Annotated in this window: 4 protein-coding genes; 2 read left to right on the top strand and 2 right to left on the bottom strand. The window is 38.3% G+C overall.

Annotation, left to right across the window (positions count from 1 at the left end):
- Positions 1–2 precede the first annotated feature (2 nt).
- Positions 3–1,301, bottom strand: a complete 1,299-nt coding sequence (locus tag ACT5E3_RS13090) for a hypothetical protein (protein ID WP_444993988.1) — start codon at positions 1,299–1,301, stop codon at positions 3–5.
- A gap of 455 nt (positions 1,302–1,756) precedes the next feature.
- Between ACT5E3_RS13090 and ACT5E3_RS13085 the strand changes: the two genes are divergently transcribed.
- Together ACT5E3_RS13085 and ACT5E3_RS13080 are read left to right on the top strand one after the other, a co-directional pair.
- Positions 1,757–14,446, top strand: a complete 12,690-nt coding sequence (locus ACT5E3_RS13085) for a hypothetical protein (protein WP_444993987.1) — start codon at positions 1,757–1,759, stop codon at positions 14,444–14,446.
- Positions 14,447–14,589: 143 nt separating this feature from the next.
- The gene (locus ACT5E3_RS13080) at positions 14,590–16,506 is read left to right on the top strand and encodes a ShlB/FhaC/HecB family hemolysin secretion/activation protein (RefSeq protein ID WP_444993986.1); all 1,917 of its coding nucleotides are present in this window, start codon (positions 14,590–14,592) and stop codon (positions 16,504–16,506) included.
- A 74-nt stretch (positions 16,507–16,580) separates the two neighbouring features.
- Here the strand turns inward: ACT5E3_RS13080 and ACT5E3_RS13075 are convergent, their stop codons facing one another.
- On the bottom strand, positions 16,581–16,865 hold the full coding sequence (locus ACT5E3_RS13075; protein WP_444993985.1) for a hypothetical protein: 285 nt from the start codon (positions 16,863–16,865) through the stop codon (positions 16,581–16,583).
- Positions 16,866–16,887: the final 22 nt, after the last annotated feature.

Genomic DNA, 16,887 nt, shown 5'->3' with positions numbered 1-16,887 from the left:
TATTAACCTGCATGGTTTTGTTTGACAAAAATACCGTGACGAGTCGCTTCTTCCATAGTGGTCACTTTATAACGATTAATTTCTCGCGACTGGTTTCTTTTAATTGCCATCATATCACTCCCCCAGCGCCCAGCGCCAATAATCGTACCTGCAACGGTCAGCGCAGCAGCTCCCAATGCCAAAGCTTCTGGCTGGGCGATTAACTGATTGACCTTAGCAACGGCTTTAGTGGGTAATGCCAATATATCATTATAATAATTCATACTCGCGGCTGCGGTTAAAGTTAATGTAGCGAGCGGTTTGCCTTTATTGGCATTTAATTGGCTATAACCACTAGCTGCTAGTTGGCGTGCGTTAAAGTTATTTACTAAGGCTTTTTGTTGGGAGAGATTCATATTCGCATTTTTTCGGACATTATCCACTAAGGGTAAGCTATGAATGGGGTTGGCATAAAAAACGGTGTGAGCACTAAAATCTGAAGCATTTTGTAAATTAGCGGGTTGAGTTTTTAACACTTGTTTTAAGGCTTGTTTAAACACATCGATGCCGCTTTCATGCAAAGTCCAGCAAAGTGGCGTTTCTCGATGCTCTCGTAATATCTGCACCAGTTTACTCACCGCTTGTGCTTTACCTTGTCGGCCTTTTTTAACGCCGGATAATTGCGTCCAGCCAGCTTTTTGTAGTCGACGGGCTTTGCTATCAACAGGATTAAAGAATAAATGATATTGATTGCCCAATGGCTGCTCACTTTGATAGCCATGTTCAATCAGGTCTGGTAAAAATTCAGCGGCATCAACTATGTCTCTGCAAAAACCATTCACGGCAATGTGTTTACTTCGGCGAGCATCCAAGCGGGTGGTTTGAGTAGAAAAATCATCTTCTCCATTTTTAATCGTATCAGTTCTCCAGCTATCTTTTGCTTTCTCAACTCGATAAACCCCACAAGGTACATCATGTCGCTTTCTTATAATGTGCTCATTTTGCACTTCAATCCGTTTAATAAAGATTTTACTATACACCACATCATAATGAATGGTGGCGCCTTCAACCGGAAGGATTCTGTTTTGTACATTATGACCAAAAAAGCTTTGCATAAAACCGTAGCCTTTCAAGCTGTTGAGCTGCCGCATAATGTATTGCATGTTAAAATTATTGGCTGAACCTTGTTGAATTTCTTTTATCGCATTAGCTTGTGATTCTTCGTAATAAATCTCTCGTCCACAGACATGGCCTTTATGATTGAGGTTAAAAGTGGTATTAAGAGGGAACCATTTCCCTGCGGGTATATTTTTATCGGCCATGCACTGTCTCCTGTTGTGATTAGGCTATCGAACAATAGTTAGTCAATATACTGGTAAACTGCTCATTGATAAATAACTAAATTTGAGTATTTTTATAACGTATTAAAGAATATTATTGGTTAGCAAGAGTAAGTTGAATACACCAAATAACCGTTGAAAACTTATGAAAAGCGTTGATTATAAAGTACCGATAAACGAATAATGACAAACCGAGCAGGGATCGGGTAGAATCGGCCGACATGTCAATTAATTAAATTTTTTGTAGGACTTTGTGAACTGGTTCACGTTAAATTATGGTCTTACTGTGGTGTATATCAGTTAAGTGATAGACTGGCGTGAAAATTTAAAGAGCACATTTAAAAAAATAATTATTTTGTACGCACTTGCAAAATAATCTTGTTATTCAAATGATCATTTTTTAAGCAAACAATCAGGTTGCAGGGATATAAGTGGTAATGGTAATTCGTTTAATTAAGCAGACTAAAAAGCAACTATCGCAATTTTTATTGCCTTCTTTTTTTGCTCATTTCAATTTTTCCATAAGTCAGTTTTCCATTAATCAAACATCTCAAATGATAGTACAAATTGGTCGCTATTTAGGGTTTGCCTGTTTTTTCTTTTTGGGGCAATTTTTTATTGCGGCCAATACTTCTGCAATTGAAGCCAGCGGTAATAGCATACCAACGGGTGGTCGTGTGGTGGCCGGTTCTGGCACCATTACACAAACCGATTTACGCACTTTAATTATACAAGATAGCTCATCGTTATTTCTTGACTGGGATACCTTTGATTTAGGCATTAACAGTCAAATAGATTTTCTTCAGCCCGATGCTAACTCGGTAGCACTTAATCGCATTTTAGATCAAAACCCCTCTGAAATTCATGGACGCATCAATGCCAATGGTCATGTGATTTTACTCAACCCTTATGGCATTTTATTTGGTAAAACTTCCACGCTGAATGTGGGCGGTTTGGTGGCTTCTAGTTTAAGTATTAGCCCCGAAAACTTTATGAACGGCAATTATGTTTTTAGTGATTTAAATGAAGGCGTTGACGGGCAGGTGATTAATTTTGGTTTAATCAATGCGGCAACTGGTGGCTCTGTGACTTTGTTAGGGGAGCGGGTTGAAAATCACGGGTTAATTGCGGCTAATTTAGGTTCGGTCAATTTAGCCGCGGGTAAAGAGGCGGTGTTAACTTTTGATAACCAAGGCTTATTAGGGGTTAAAGTCACCAAGGCGGTTTTGCAAGATGATTTAGGGGTTGATCCTGCGGTGTTGAATGCGGGTGAAATTACCGCTGCCGGTGGTCGTATTTTATTAACCGCTAGTGTGAGTGAAGATGTGTTTTCTCAAGCGGTTAATCCGGGAGTGATTAAACAAGCCAATGATGTATTGGTGCATGAGGATGGCTCTTTTACTTTAATGGCCCGTAAAGGTGAGTTAGTAGGCATGGGTGAGACGAGTGTTGGTCAACCGATGGCTCGCTCTGGTTCGTCATTAGGCAAAGGCGCTAATGTTGTTAACACGGGTAAATTAGATGTGTCTTTAACCGATGACGCTTTGCTCAATGGGCAAACTTCGCTCAATGGACAAACAGCAGGCGGTCAAATCACCATTAAGGGTGAAAACATTACCCAAAGTGGTGAGATTTTAGCCTATGCTAACAATGCTAATGGCGGACACATCCAATTAGAAGCGCGTGACACTTTATTATTAACTGAAGACAGTTTAACCGCTGCACGGGCTAATGGTTCTAATCCACAAACCGGTGGCAAAATTGAGTTGTTAGGTGAAAATGTTGGTTTGTTTGATCAAGCCACTGTTGATGCTTCGGGCGGCAATGGCGGAGAAGTTTTAATTGGCGGTGATCGTCAAGGGTTAAACCCTTTAGTGCGTAATGCGGAGTTTGTTTATTTGGGCGAAAATACCCAAGTGTTTGCCGATGGTGATCAGAATGGCATAGGTAATGGCGGTAAAGTGATTACTTTTGCCAATGATTCGGCACGTATATTTGGCGATATATTTGCGCGAGGCGGCAGCTTGGGTGGCAATGGTGGTTTTATTGAAACCTCGGGTTTAAAAGGCTTTTTAATTAATACTGTGCCAGATGTTTCAGCGGCTAATGGGTTGGGTGGGGAGTGGTTGATTGATCCTTATAATATCATCATAGCTAGCTCTTGCTCAGCATTGTGTATTCCTGATGATGGCGATCCTTTTAGCTCCACAGACTCTTTATCAGTGCTTGCCGTTGGTCTTATACGGGATGCGTTGTTGTCAGGAAATGTTACCATTACAACAGGTAATATTGGTTCTGCTGGAACTGAAGATGGAAATATTACTTGGGGTACAAACGAGGCTGCTAATTTAAACTTTGATGGAGTTAATAATAATACTCTAACACTCAATGCAGCAAATAATATTACTTTTGTTAAGGGAAATATTGTTGATAGTAATACAACAACTCATAATACTCTAAACCTAGTTTTGAATGCTGGCTATAATGGTACAACGGGAGGAAACTCAGTCAATGATGGTGGAGGTGCCATTAACTTAGGAACAACTTCTATTGCCTTAAACGGCGGTAGCTTTACCGCAACGGCGAACAGTTTCTCCAGCACCAATGCCACTATCAATACCACAGGTTCCGAAAACCAAAATGGCGGTGCGATTAATATTAACGCGACTACTGGTGATATTAATGTAGGGGTGTTAACGGCTAATGGTGGAAGTGCAAATCGTGGCGGGGGAGGTAACCCTGGTGTTGTAGGGCTTAATGGCGGCAATATAACATTAACCGCTACCGCTGGCGATATAACAGCAAGCTCAGCAATTAATTCACAAGGTACAACTGGTGATTATAGAGGAAACAATTCAGGACAAAACGGGGGAAATGGTGGCGCTATTAATTTTAATGCCGGAGGTGCACTTTCGGTTGCCGCGATAACCACTGACGGTGGTGATGCTTCGGGAGATAGTAACGATGAAGGTAATGGCGGTAACGCTGGAACAATTACATTAACTGCAACCAGTGATTTGACTATTAGCGGGAATTTAAGTGCCGTTGGTGGAGATGCTACCAGTATTAGTGAAGGTGGGGTTTATGGCGCTGGCGGAAAAGTAACTTTATCTGCTGCCGCTATTAATGTCGATGCCAATGTTACTACTAATGCCACTGGCGATGCTTTTGACAGTAATAGTGATAGTTTTGATAGCACAGGATTTGCCATAACCACCACCGGGTTAACTAATCAAAATGCAGGCAATATTAAAATCACTGCGACAACCGGTAATATTAATGTAGGGACTTTAACCGCTGATGGTGGTGTGGCTAGTCGTGGCGTTAATCGAGACACGGGTAGTATTCCAGGAGTCGCAGGTTTTAATGGCGGAAATATTACTTTAAATGCTCAAGCTGTATTGGGAAATATTACAGCTAGTGGCAATATTAGTGCGGTAGGGACAACGGGCGACGATAAAGAATCTGAGGTTGCCGGAGAAAATGGAGGAGCCGGGGGAAATATTAATTTTTCTGCGGGCGGAACCATTAGTGTTGGAGCAATTAATGTAAGTGGTGGTGACGGTAAAGGAGATAACACCGGAATCAATGAAGCTAATGGTGGTGATGCTGGTGATATTACTTTAACTGGTTCAGGGGTTATATTAAATGGTGTTATAACGGCGCAGGGTGGCTTAGGAATTGGTGGCCCAACAAGTGGTCAGGTTCCAGGAAAAAGTGGTAATGGTGGCGATGTTACGGTAACTGCTAATAGTATTAATATTAAAGCCGATATTAACGCGCTTAAAGGTGTTGCTAACGAAGGGGGAGATGCTGGCGACACTGACGGCACAGTGAGCATCAACATCAATGGTGATAGTGGCAGTGTTACCATTGAACGTACAACCGCTTTTACCTCAACCGTTAATATTCAACAAGATGGTGCAGCTACGGGTAACCAAACATTAATTGGCCCTAATGCCAATATGACTTGGAATATTGATGGTTCGAATAATGGCAACCTTTCAGCACTAAATGTTTTATTTACCGGTATTGAAAACCTCACCGGTGGAAACAGTGATGATACTTTTGCCTTTACCTCATCTGGCTCACTTTCCGGCAACATTAACGGCGGTGCTGGTAGCGACACTATTGATTATTCTTTACTGGCCTCTATTACTGCATATCTGGCTAATATCAGTAACGTAGAAAGTTTAATCGGTAATGATAGTGCGACGATTGTTGGGGACGATGTTGTTAACACTTGGACGATTAGCTCAGATAATAGTGGTTCAATTGGATCATTAAGCTTTTCCAACTTTCAAAATATAACCGGAGGTAGTGATACCGACACTTTTAATTATTCCGGCAATAGCGCAATTGGAATTAATGGCGCTGGCGGTACTGATGAAGTGAGTTATGCCGGAGTTGACGCGGCAACCGCAATAACTGCAAACTTAGTTAACTTAACCAATATTGAAACCATTAAGGGTAATGCCAATAGCACATTAGTCGCCAGAAACAGTATCAATACCTGGACAATTAATGGCAATAATACAGGGAGTGTTGATGGCGTTAATTTTAGCAGCTTTCAAAATCTGACTGGTAACGCCTTAGCGGATACATTTAATTTTGTGAATGGTGGTGTGATTACTGGTGATATTGATGGCGCTGCTGGCACTGATGAAATTAATTATTCGGCGGTGGATGCCGCAACTGCGGTGACCGTTAATCTGGCAAACATTTCAAATATTGAACAACTGACAGGTAATGCTAATAGCACTATAGTAGCACAAAATATAGTAAATACTTGGACAATTAATGGTAACAATACCGGTAGCGTTAACGGCGTTAATTTCAGCAGTTTTCAAAATTTAACTGGTGGCACGGATGTTGATAACTTTACCTTTAATGATAATAGCTCGCTTTCAGGACAAGTGCTTTCAGGTGATGGTAACGATACTTTTACTTTTTATGACAACATCACTGTAACTGGTGGTATCAATGCCGGTAATAATGATGACACTTTTACTTATATGAGTGGCACTTCAATCACCGGAAGTATCAATGCGGGTGCAGGCAATGATACGCTCGATTATTCTAATTTGAATACCGTCAGTCTGACATTTGATGATATTTTTACCAAAGTCACTAATGCTGAAGTTGTCACGGGGAATGGCGCTAACAGTACCCTTGCCGGTAATAATGATAATAATACCTGGAATATTACCGGGGCTAATCAAGGTAATGTTGCAGGTATTACATTTAATAATTTTCATCACCTGACGGGGGGGGATGGTGACGATACCTTCTCATTTGCCGATGGCGCATCGATTGCCGGGACAATTAATGCCGGAGCGGGCACAGATACCGTTGATTATTCGTTAAGAACCAGTGCTTTTGATGTCACATTAGCGAATGCGTTTAATGGTGTACAAAATGCTGAAGTGGTTAAAGGTAATAACCTGAGTACATTGATTGGTAATGATCTTGATAATACTTGGAATATAACAAGTGATAATTCTGGTACTTTAACAGACTCTACAGGTACTTTAATTTTTGAAAATTTTCTTAATCTGATTGGCGGCAGCCAAAATGATGAGTTTATTTTTGGTCTGAATGGGAGTTTAAGTGGCAGTATTGATGGCAAAGGGGGCACTAACACGATTAATTATGCGGCGATTACTGCGGCAATAACGGTTAACTTAGCCAACCTTTTAAATATTGATGTATTAGTTGGTAATGGCCATGCTGATAGTACATTAATTGGTGATAACAATAACAACTTATGGCAAATCACTGATGTCAATACAGGAGATGTTGAGGGGGTTGACTTTAGTGGTTTTAGTAACATTACGGCAGGTACAGGTGTCGATACTTTCCGCTTTATTAATAGTGGCAGCATCAGCGGTAATCTTGATGCCGGTGATGGGCTTGATATTGTTGACTACTCACTGAGAGTAGGGGCATTTACACTTAATCTGGCGAATGATGTTTTTAATGGAGTGCAAAATGCCGAAGTCATTAGAGGCAATAATCTGAGTACTCTAGTGGCGACCAATATCGATAATACCTGGAATATTACGAGTGCTAATTCAGGCGATGTTGCTGGTATCTTTTTTGAAAACTTTGCTAATTTAACCGGTGGTAGTGCCATTGACAGTTTTATTTTTGGAGTCAACGGTAGTTTAACTGGTGAGATTAATGGGCAAGGCGGTAATGACTCGATTAGTTATGCTGCGATTACTACGGCAATAACCGTTAACTTGTCTGATATTTTTAATGTTGAAACGCTTTTGGGCAATGATCACGATAACAGTGTATTGGTTGCTGATGTTGCTAATATCAACAACCAATGGCTAATTAATGGTCTTAATTCTGGTGAAGTGAATAACATTGCCTTTAGTCAATTTAAAAACTTAACCGGTGGAAGCGGTGATGACACATTTAGTTTCACTGTTGATGGCAATATAACAGGAACTGTAGATGCTGCTGGTGGCACTGATATTATTGACTATTCACTGCAAACCGTAGTGAATAAAACATTGGCTAATGCGGCTAATGGTGTTTTAAATGCTGAAATTATTCAAGGTAATAATATTGATAGTACATTAACGGGTGATAATAGTAATAATACTTGGAATATCACTGGCGAAAATGACGGCAATATCAATTCCTCTTTAACTTTTATCGATTTTAATCATTTAATAGGTGGAACTGGCACTGATGAATTTATTTTTACGAGCAGTGGTGTATTAACCGGTACTATTAACGGAGGAAATGGCAGCGATACAATTGACTATTCGGCACTAGCCATTGTGACAGCTAATTTAGCGAATCTCTTTAATATAGAAACTTTAATTGGAAACAATACCGATAGCAGTTTAATTGGTGGTAATGTCAGCAATACTTGGACCATCAATGGGGTGAATACTGGACAAGTTAATGGCATTCTTTTTAGTGGCTTTAATAAGCTTGTTGGTGGCAACCTTGATGATACTTTCCGTTTTACCGTTGATGGAGATATTACTAATCAAATTGATGCCGGCGCAGGAACAGATACGGTTGACTACTCATTACAAACCGTTGTTGTTAAAACATTAGCAGATGCAGCTAATGGTGTTTTAAACGCTGAAATTATTCAGGGGAATAATACCAATAGTACATTAATAGGCGGCAATGCAACTAACTTATGGAATATTACTGGTGAAAACGACGGTAACATAGGCAGTTTAACCTTTATTAATTTTAATCATTTAACCGGTGGCACTGGCGCAGATACTTTTAAGTTTGCTGCTAATGGTTCGTTAACTGGGCAAATAGATGGTGGTGTGGGTGACGATACGATTGATTATTCAGATCTTGCCCAAGTGATAGCTGATCTATCTGACTTTAGTAACATTGAAGCATTGATTGGTAATAATTTCGACAGCACCTTAATCAGTGGTAATGACGATAATACTTGGGTTATTAATGGTAATAATGATGGTACGTTGAACAATATAAGATTTACTAATTTTAATCATTTAACCAGTGGTTCTGGTAATGATATTTTTCAATTTACTGCGGCAGGCAGTATTGATGGCAATGTTAATGCCGGTGCAGGAACAGATACCGTTGATTACTCTTTACAAACAACGGTGAGTGTGACTTTATCTAATGCATTTAATGGCGTTTCAAATGCCGAGGTTATCAAAGGCAACAATACTAATAGCACTTTAATTGGTAACGATGACGATAACACTTGGACCATAACTGGTGAAAATGATGGTTCCGTTGCTGGTATTACATTTATTGATTTTAATCATTTAACCGCTGGTTTTGGTGATGACACTTTTGATTTTTCTTCAACAGGATCTTTAACTGGCAACATTGATGGTGGTTTTGGTAATGATGATATTGATTACTCAAAACTGGCGGTTGTAGTTGCTGACTTAAAAAAGATTTTCAATATTGAATCTATTTTAGGTAACTCATCTGATAGTTTATTAATTGGGCGTAATGTTGATACTGTTTGGACGATTGATGCATTAGGTGGAGAAGTTTCTAATGTGACTTTCACTGGTTTTACTAAATTAACGGGGGGTAGCGGCAATGATACTTTCCGTTTTACAACTGACTCATCGGTTGCTAATGAAATCGATGCTGGAGCAGGGACCGATACGGTTGATTATTCTCTCAGAGCCGTTGTTGAAGTAGCCCTGGCTGATGCTTTTAATGGGGTTTTAAATGCGGAGATTATACGAGGTAATAACACTGCAAGTACCCTAATTGCTGGCGATATTAATAATTCCTGGCTTATTACTGGTGAAAATGATGGCTCGATTGGTGGCGTTAGGTTTATTGACTTTAATAATTTAACCGGTGGCTCGGCTAATGATTCATTTAATTTTGAGCTTGGTAGTAACATAACAGGCATTATTAATGGCGGTGATGGAATTGATACTATCGATTATTCTTTGCTATCAAGTGTGACGGTTTATCTTTCTAATATTTTGAATGTGGAGTCTTTAACAGGCAACAATACCAATAGTTTTTTGTATAGCGATAATGGGACAAATGCTTGGGAAATAACTGGTGTTAATGATGGTTTGGTTAATGGCATTATATTTAACAATTTTAATAATTTATATGGCGGAGCTGGCGAAGATACCTTTAGCTTTATAACTGGTAGTTCAATTTCTGGAACCATTGATGCAGGCGGCGGAACGGATATTGTTGATTACTCACAGCAAACAACGGTGGTTAGAACATTTGCTAACGCTTTTAATGGTGTATTAAACGCAGAAATTGTTCAGGGTAATAATACTAACAGTACCTTGGTTGGTAATGATAATTCAAATGTTTGGACCATCGATGGTGATAATGATGGCAATGTTGCTGGTATTATTTTCCGTGATTTTAATAACCTGACAGGTGGTAATAACAACGATAGATTTAACTTTACTGTTAACGGTATTTTAGCTGGCATTATTAATGGTAGTGATGGTGATGATACGATTGATTATTCCTTATTAACAACGGTCACTGCTAACTTGGCTAATTTAGCTAATGTCGAGTTTTTGATTGGTAACAATACTGCCAGTACTTTAATTAGCGGTAATGGCGTTAACAATTGGATTATCGATGGTGAAAATGATGGTTCTATTAATGGTATTAACTTTACTGACTTTAATAACCTGACTGGTGGCAGTGGGATTGACACTTTCAGCTTTGCCTCTAATGGTTCTGTTATTGGAGTGGTTGATGCTGGCGACGGCAATGATATTGTTGATTATTCTTTACAGGCTAGTGTTACGGTGACTTTAGCTGATGCGCTTAATGGTGTTTTAAATGCTGAAACTGTTAGAGGCAATAATACTGATAGCACTTTAATAGGTGGTGATACCGATAACACTTGGAATATTACTGGTGCAAACAGCGGCAATATTGATGGCATTAATTTTATTGATTTTAATAATTTAACTGGGGGCGCAGGCAATGACACTTTTGTGTTTGTTGTTGGTGGTTGGATAACTGACTTAATTGATGGTGCTCTCGGGAATGATGTGATTGATTATTCTTTACTAGCCAGTGTGACGGCTAATTTGGTTAATATTGTTAATGTGGAGTCATTAATTGGTAATAACACCGATAGTACTTTAGTGAGTGGCAATGGCACTAATAGCTGGGTTATCAATGGTGAAAATGATGGTTCAGTTAATGGTGTTTCATTCACTAACTTTAATAACCTCACTGGTGGCAGTGGTGAAGATACCTTTAGCTTTACCACCGATGGCGCTATGTTAGGTTTAGTTGATGCGGGCGATGGTGATGACATTGTTGATTATTCATTACAAATAACCGTTAGTGTTTTAGTCTCAGATGCTTTAAAAGGCGTACAAAATGCAGAAATTGTTCGTGGAAATAATACTGATAGTACACTCGTTGGTGATAACGTAGCAAATAACTGGTTAATTAATGGTAGAAATTCAGGGACGGTTGCAGGTATTACTTTTCTTGATTTTAATAACCTGACTGGCGGTACTGGCGATGATGTATTTACTTTACAGACTAATGGCGCTTTAACTGGCGTGTTACGTGGTGGTGCAGGCAACGACATATTTGATTTGACTGTATTAAATAGTGATGTTTCTGTTGCAATTGATGAGAACCTTGATGCTGATTTTAATGTGTTGGATATTGAGAATATTCAAGCTAATACTGATGCTGGTTTAAGTAACACTTTAATTGCTGCAAACGCTAATAATGTCTGGAATATTAATGGTGTTAATAGTGGTTTATTAAACAACACTAACTTTTCAGGGTTTGAAAATCTGACTGGGGGTAGTTTAAACGATTCATTCACGCTTAAAAATTCAGATAGTATTACCGGGTTAATCAATGGCGGCGGCGGTGCCGGAGATGCATTAAATATCCAAAACTTAAGTCGTGATATTACTGTTGTATTGGCAGCAAATGCTGGCGGTAATTCTAGCGACACTCTTTATGTTAATAATATTGAAACAATCAACGCTAGTTTCACTCAGAATAATACAATTATTGGTTATGATATCGCGAGTGCTTGGAGTATTGATGGAACCAATGTAAGTTCTGTAGAAAGCCTAGTCGCGCCAGATGCTGAAACAACGGTTAAGTTTACCGGTTTTAGTGTGCTTTCTGGTGGCAATAATGATGATACTTTCGAGATTGTTAACGCTACTAATATTGCACAGATTAATGGTGGTGATGGTGCTGGTAATGATTCGATCGATTACTCCAATATTTTAGCGGATGTTAATATTAATGTTGGCGGTGCTTTAACTCCCGATGGTGTTTCGATTGATGGTATTGAAGGGTTAATTGGTAATAATGACGGGACTAGTACATTTAATAGTACGATTTCGGTTGCTGATGGAAATAACACTTGGAATATTCTTGATTTTGATGGAGCGGGTATTGCTGACGGAATTAACGATGGTCAATTTGTTGATACAAATGGCAACATAATTACCTTCATTGATTTTAATATCCTTCAAGGTGGTGATGGTGTCGATATTTTTAATGTGAGTGCCGGAGCTTCTATTACAGGGCAAATTCATGGCGGCGCTGGTGCCGATCGATTAAACCTGACAATTGGTGGTCGCGGCGAAATGACCTTTATTGGTGGTGCTGGTGATGACAGTGTTTGGTTAGCTGGTGGTGGTAATGAATTCAGTGCCAGTTATTCATCAGATGTAAACGGTAATCAACGATTAACATACACTGGTACTAATGGTAACAGCTATACGGTTAGTTATAACGAAGTAGAAAGAGTGCAAGATGATGCGCTAGCTACAGACTTTACCATAGTGGGCTCCACGGCAACCGATAGTATAGAGTTAGAAACAGGTTTGGTGACTATTAATGGTGCAACTGCATTGGCTTACACTAATAAAACAAATTTAATTTTATCTGGCGATGCTGGTGACATATTTAATTTGGTAGGTGATCTTAATCTAGGTAGTGGTTCGTTAACGGTTAATAACTCCTGGTTAACTAATTCGACTAATTCGACTGTTGTTGCGAATAGTTTACTGATTAATGCAGCAAGTGGTTTAGGTACAAGTAATGAACGTGTCAATACTGATGTAGTTAATCTTGAATTAACCAATATGTCTGGCGATGTTTACTTAAATGAAGCTAATACGATTGAATTGCAAAATATTAACATTAATGGCCTCTTTGATTTAATTACTGGTGGTGATGTTACTCAAGGTGTTAATAGTGTTTTAACAGGCAACAATCTTCTATCTATAAATAGCACTGGCAACATTGACTTAACCAACCAAAACCAATTTACAGGTTCAATTAATTTAATTTCAACGGGTGATATTGCACTCACTAATGCTGTTGACACTGATCTCTCCACAATTAATGCTCAAAATTTAACTTTGAATATATCAGGCAACATTAGTGATAGTGGTGCGCTGACTGTCAGCGGTATTACTGAAATAACAACGAACAATAATGATATTATTTTAGATAACGAACAAAACAATTTTAATGTGGTTAACATTAGTTCTGCTAATAATGTTTCTTTAACTGATACTGAAAGTCTGGCACTGAATAGCGTTGACATTACTGGAGAGCTTCAGGTTAATGCTGATAATTTAACCACCACGGATTTAGTTGTTGCTAACTCAATTGCGCTTAATGCCAGTGGCACTGCACGGATTGATTCAGAACTACAAAGTCGTGGTGGTGATATCAATATTAATGCTAATCAAATTGAACAAAATGCCAATATTGTGAGCGCTGCTAATATTGCTGTAACCTCACAACAGTCGATTAATATGGCAGCCAATGCGAGCAGTACTACTAATAATGGAAATATTAGTTATAGCGCTACAGGCAATGTAAACATGAGTTTATTAACTGTTCCTGAAGGCGTTGTTTCAGTAGCAAGTAGTAATGGTCAAATAGTTGATAACAATGGTGAGGCAGATAATATAGTCGCCGATCGTGCAGAGTTAACTGCCGCTAATGGAATAGGTGTTAATGATCCATTAGAAACACAATTGAATACGTTGTTTGCAGAGAATACTCAGGGGAATATTAATATTAATAATCGCGGCACTATTACTTTAGAAAGGCTAGCAACATTAGGCGATGTTAAGTTTAATAATGCCGATATGGATGGAAGTGATATTTACTTTATGCCTGGTAGTGTTGATGTTGGTTACGATACTGGTTCATTATTTATGACGACTAATGGTGGTAGTTTCCTAGGGGTAGGCGAAACACCTGAGTTTGAAAATGCTGACATAGTAGCTCGTGCAGTGACCTTTTTTGATACCGCCTTGATTGGTAACTTTGGTTCTTTAACACGACCACTTGTTTTACGAGTTAGAGATACAGCTGTTATAACGGTGAGAGCTAATTTAAATCCACAGTTTGCGCCACCACTTCCCGATATTGATGATAGTGGCTCATTGTTGAATTTTAGTGCGGTAGATACGATTTCAATCATCGCTGGTGGGCAAGTTGAATTAGAATCTTTAGTTGAAGTTGATCCTGCAATTTTCACTGACTTACGTAATTATAATCAGGATGAAACTGCTATTCGTATGCCAAGAGATCAACGTTATGACGATGAAGAAGAGGAAGACAACGCCGTTGGTTTTTAATTAATAATAATATAAAACCTGTACTGTGAAGTTATATTGGATTGTTGTTGTATAACTTCACCTGTTTCTTTAATTTTCCCTTTGCTATGCCCAATTGACTAAATAGTTAATGGATATTTACTGTTAATGAATAAAGAGTGTTTATGTATTTACTAAAATTTAAAAGGATATTGTTGGTTATTTTATTATTGACTAACTTTTTTTATTTCAATACAAAACTGTTTGCAGAAGTTGTTGATCTACCTAAAATTATTGAGGTCCCTAAATTAAAACGTGAAACACTGTTACGTGATATTGATATTCCATCGGTTAGGGAACGTGATCCCGATCCACAAGCTGGACCTCGTTTATCGGTATCTGAATTTAGGCTTCAAGGCATTGTTGAATACCCTGAGTTAGGAATTACTCGTGCAGCAATTAGTAAAATAGTTGAAGATATCCGTTTTGACATGATGGGTGAGGGAAAACTACTTGAATCAGGTCATACTATAGAAGAGTTAGGTCAAATTTCAAATCTATTAGCAGATATAGAAAAAGAAGTGCAGCAAAAACATGTAGGTCCGTTAGAGGTACAACGTCTGGTTTGGTTAGTAAGGGAGCAGCAACTCAAGCGGGGCATTACATTAGGTATGATTGAAACTATTGCTGATAGAATTACAAAGTACTATCGTGAACGTGGTTTTATTTTAGCCAAAGCCTATATACCCGAACAAAAAGTTAGAGATGGTGTTGTGACTTTAACATTGCTTTTGGGAGTTTTAGGAGAAGTCAAAGTTAATGAAAATAATTTATATAATGATGAAATAATTAGTTCTGTTTTTGATGGTATGTTGACTCATCCTGTCACCAGTGAGAGGGTAGAGGAACATTTATATTTGGTAAATGATTTACCTGGGATCAGTACATCAGGCTTTTTTGAGGCGGGCTCTCAAGTTGGTGATACAAGACTGAATGTTAATATAAAAAACGAAGAATACATCAATACGAATCTTAGAGTTGATAATCATGGCTCTGAAGAGGCAGGACAAGATCGATTCTATGGTGAAGTATTGTGGAACAACCCAACAGGTACGGCTGACCAATTGTCTTTAGGTGTTTTATACGCAGGCAATCCCGGAAATACAACTTATGGACAACTACGTTATAGTACAAAGTTTTTTAGTCCTCGTTTAAAGCTTTCTTTAGGTTATGCAAATAATGCTTTTGTTTTAGGTACTGAGACCTCTGATGTTGCTAAAGCTTTAGATTTGCAAGGCGAAACTAATATCATTGATTTTGTTGCTTCTTATCAATTTAAAAGAAGTCGAATAGAAAACTATTCTTTTGATTTTATTTATGAAAATATAGAATCATTAGTTTTACTTAATTCATTACCCAATAAGGGGGGGGGAGTATTGGATGATGAGGTTCGTAATACTAGTTTAGTATTTAACTACGATATCATTCAAGAAAGTAGCAAAATGGTGCACCAGGGTAATATTCGTTTAACTCAAGGAGACTTTGTTTTAGGAGCTGAGTTAGGTCAAGATGAAGACTATTTTATTCTTAAAGCTGATTACTCCTTACTGTCATTTTGGAATATCCCTTTTACTAATATCGAAACTCGCTCAGTAGTACGTTCTTCGCTTCAACTGAGTGAATCGGCATTGTCTTCAATTAATCAATTTGCATTAGGTGGACCATCAAGAGCGAGGGGGTTCACAGCTAAAGAGTTTTCTGCCGATCAGGCGCTTTATGCTGGAGTTGATTGGTTCTTTAATACCCCTGAATTTTTGGACTTTAAAATGGGGGATACATCATTGTCTAATGTGTTAACCCCATTTTTATTTGTTGATGCGGTTTATGGCTATAAAAATACACAGTTAGAAGAAGCCAAAGCAACTACTTCAACACTAATCAATGCAGGAATTGGCTTTCAGTTTTCTTACCCTAAAAATATTACAGGTAATATACAAGTTGCCTTTCCTATCGAGAATAATTATTCATCACCACTAGGAGCCGGTAATCGTGAGGATGATGATGACACAAGAATACTATTTGAATTTCAATATAATTTTTAAGTAGATAAGCTGTTTGAAAAATAAAGTACTTGGAATGATGGGGTTATCTATCATTCCAGGATAGATAAAAAAACTTATTTTTTTTCAACAAACTCAGTTGAGTTAACTGGATCAAATAAGTCACCATAAAGACTGTGCAACACTAAACGTTGTTCCTCCTTACTACCTTTCTTTTTTTTCTTATCTTGCCAAGGAACGACAAATAGTACTTTAGGAAGTTCTTTGTTAGCTTGAATCTTTAAGGTTTCAAGTTTTATTTTGTCTTTTTTATTTGGTGCAGCTTCAGAGCTACTTATATAGAGTAGTGTAAATAAAGACAAACATAAAAAAGTTAATAAATTAGTGTGGTATTTTTTCATCGTATTATTTCTATATAGTATT

The organism is Aliikangiella litoralis (assembly GCF_052495765.1).
The sequence above is the reverse complement of the archived record's forward strand: the minus strand, read 5'-3'. Positions and strand labels throughout refer to the sequence as shown.

What these genes read in the sequence shown, in the direction of transcription:
- ACT5E3_RS13075 (WP_444993985.1), bottom strand. Translation starts at nt 16,865, where the DNA reads ATGAAAAAATACCACACTAATTTATTAACTTTTTTATGTTTGTCTTTA.
- ACT5E3_RS13085 (WP_444993987.1), top strand. Translation starts at nt 1,757, where the DNA reads ATGGTAATTCGTTTAATTAAGCAGACTAAAAAGCAACTATCGCAATTT.
- ACT5E3_RS13090 (WP_444993988.1), bottom strand. Translation starts at nt 1,301, where the DNA reads ATGGCCGATAAAAATATACCCGCAGGGAAATGGTTCCCTCTTAATACC.
- ACT5E3_RS13080 (WP_444993986.1), top strand. Translation starts at nt 14,590, where the DNA reads ATGTATTTACTAAAATTTAAAAGGATATTGTTGGTTATTTTATTATTG.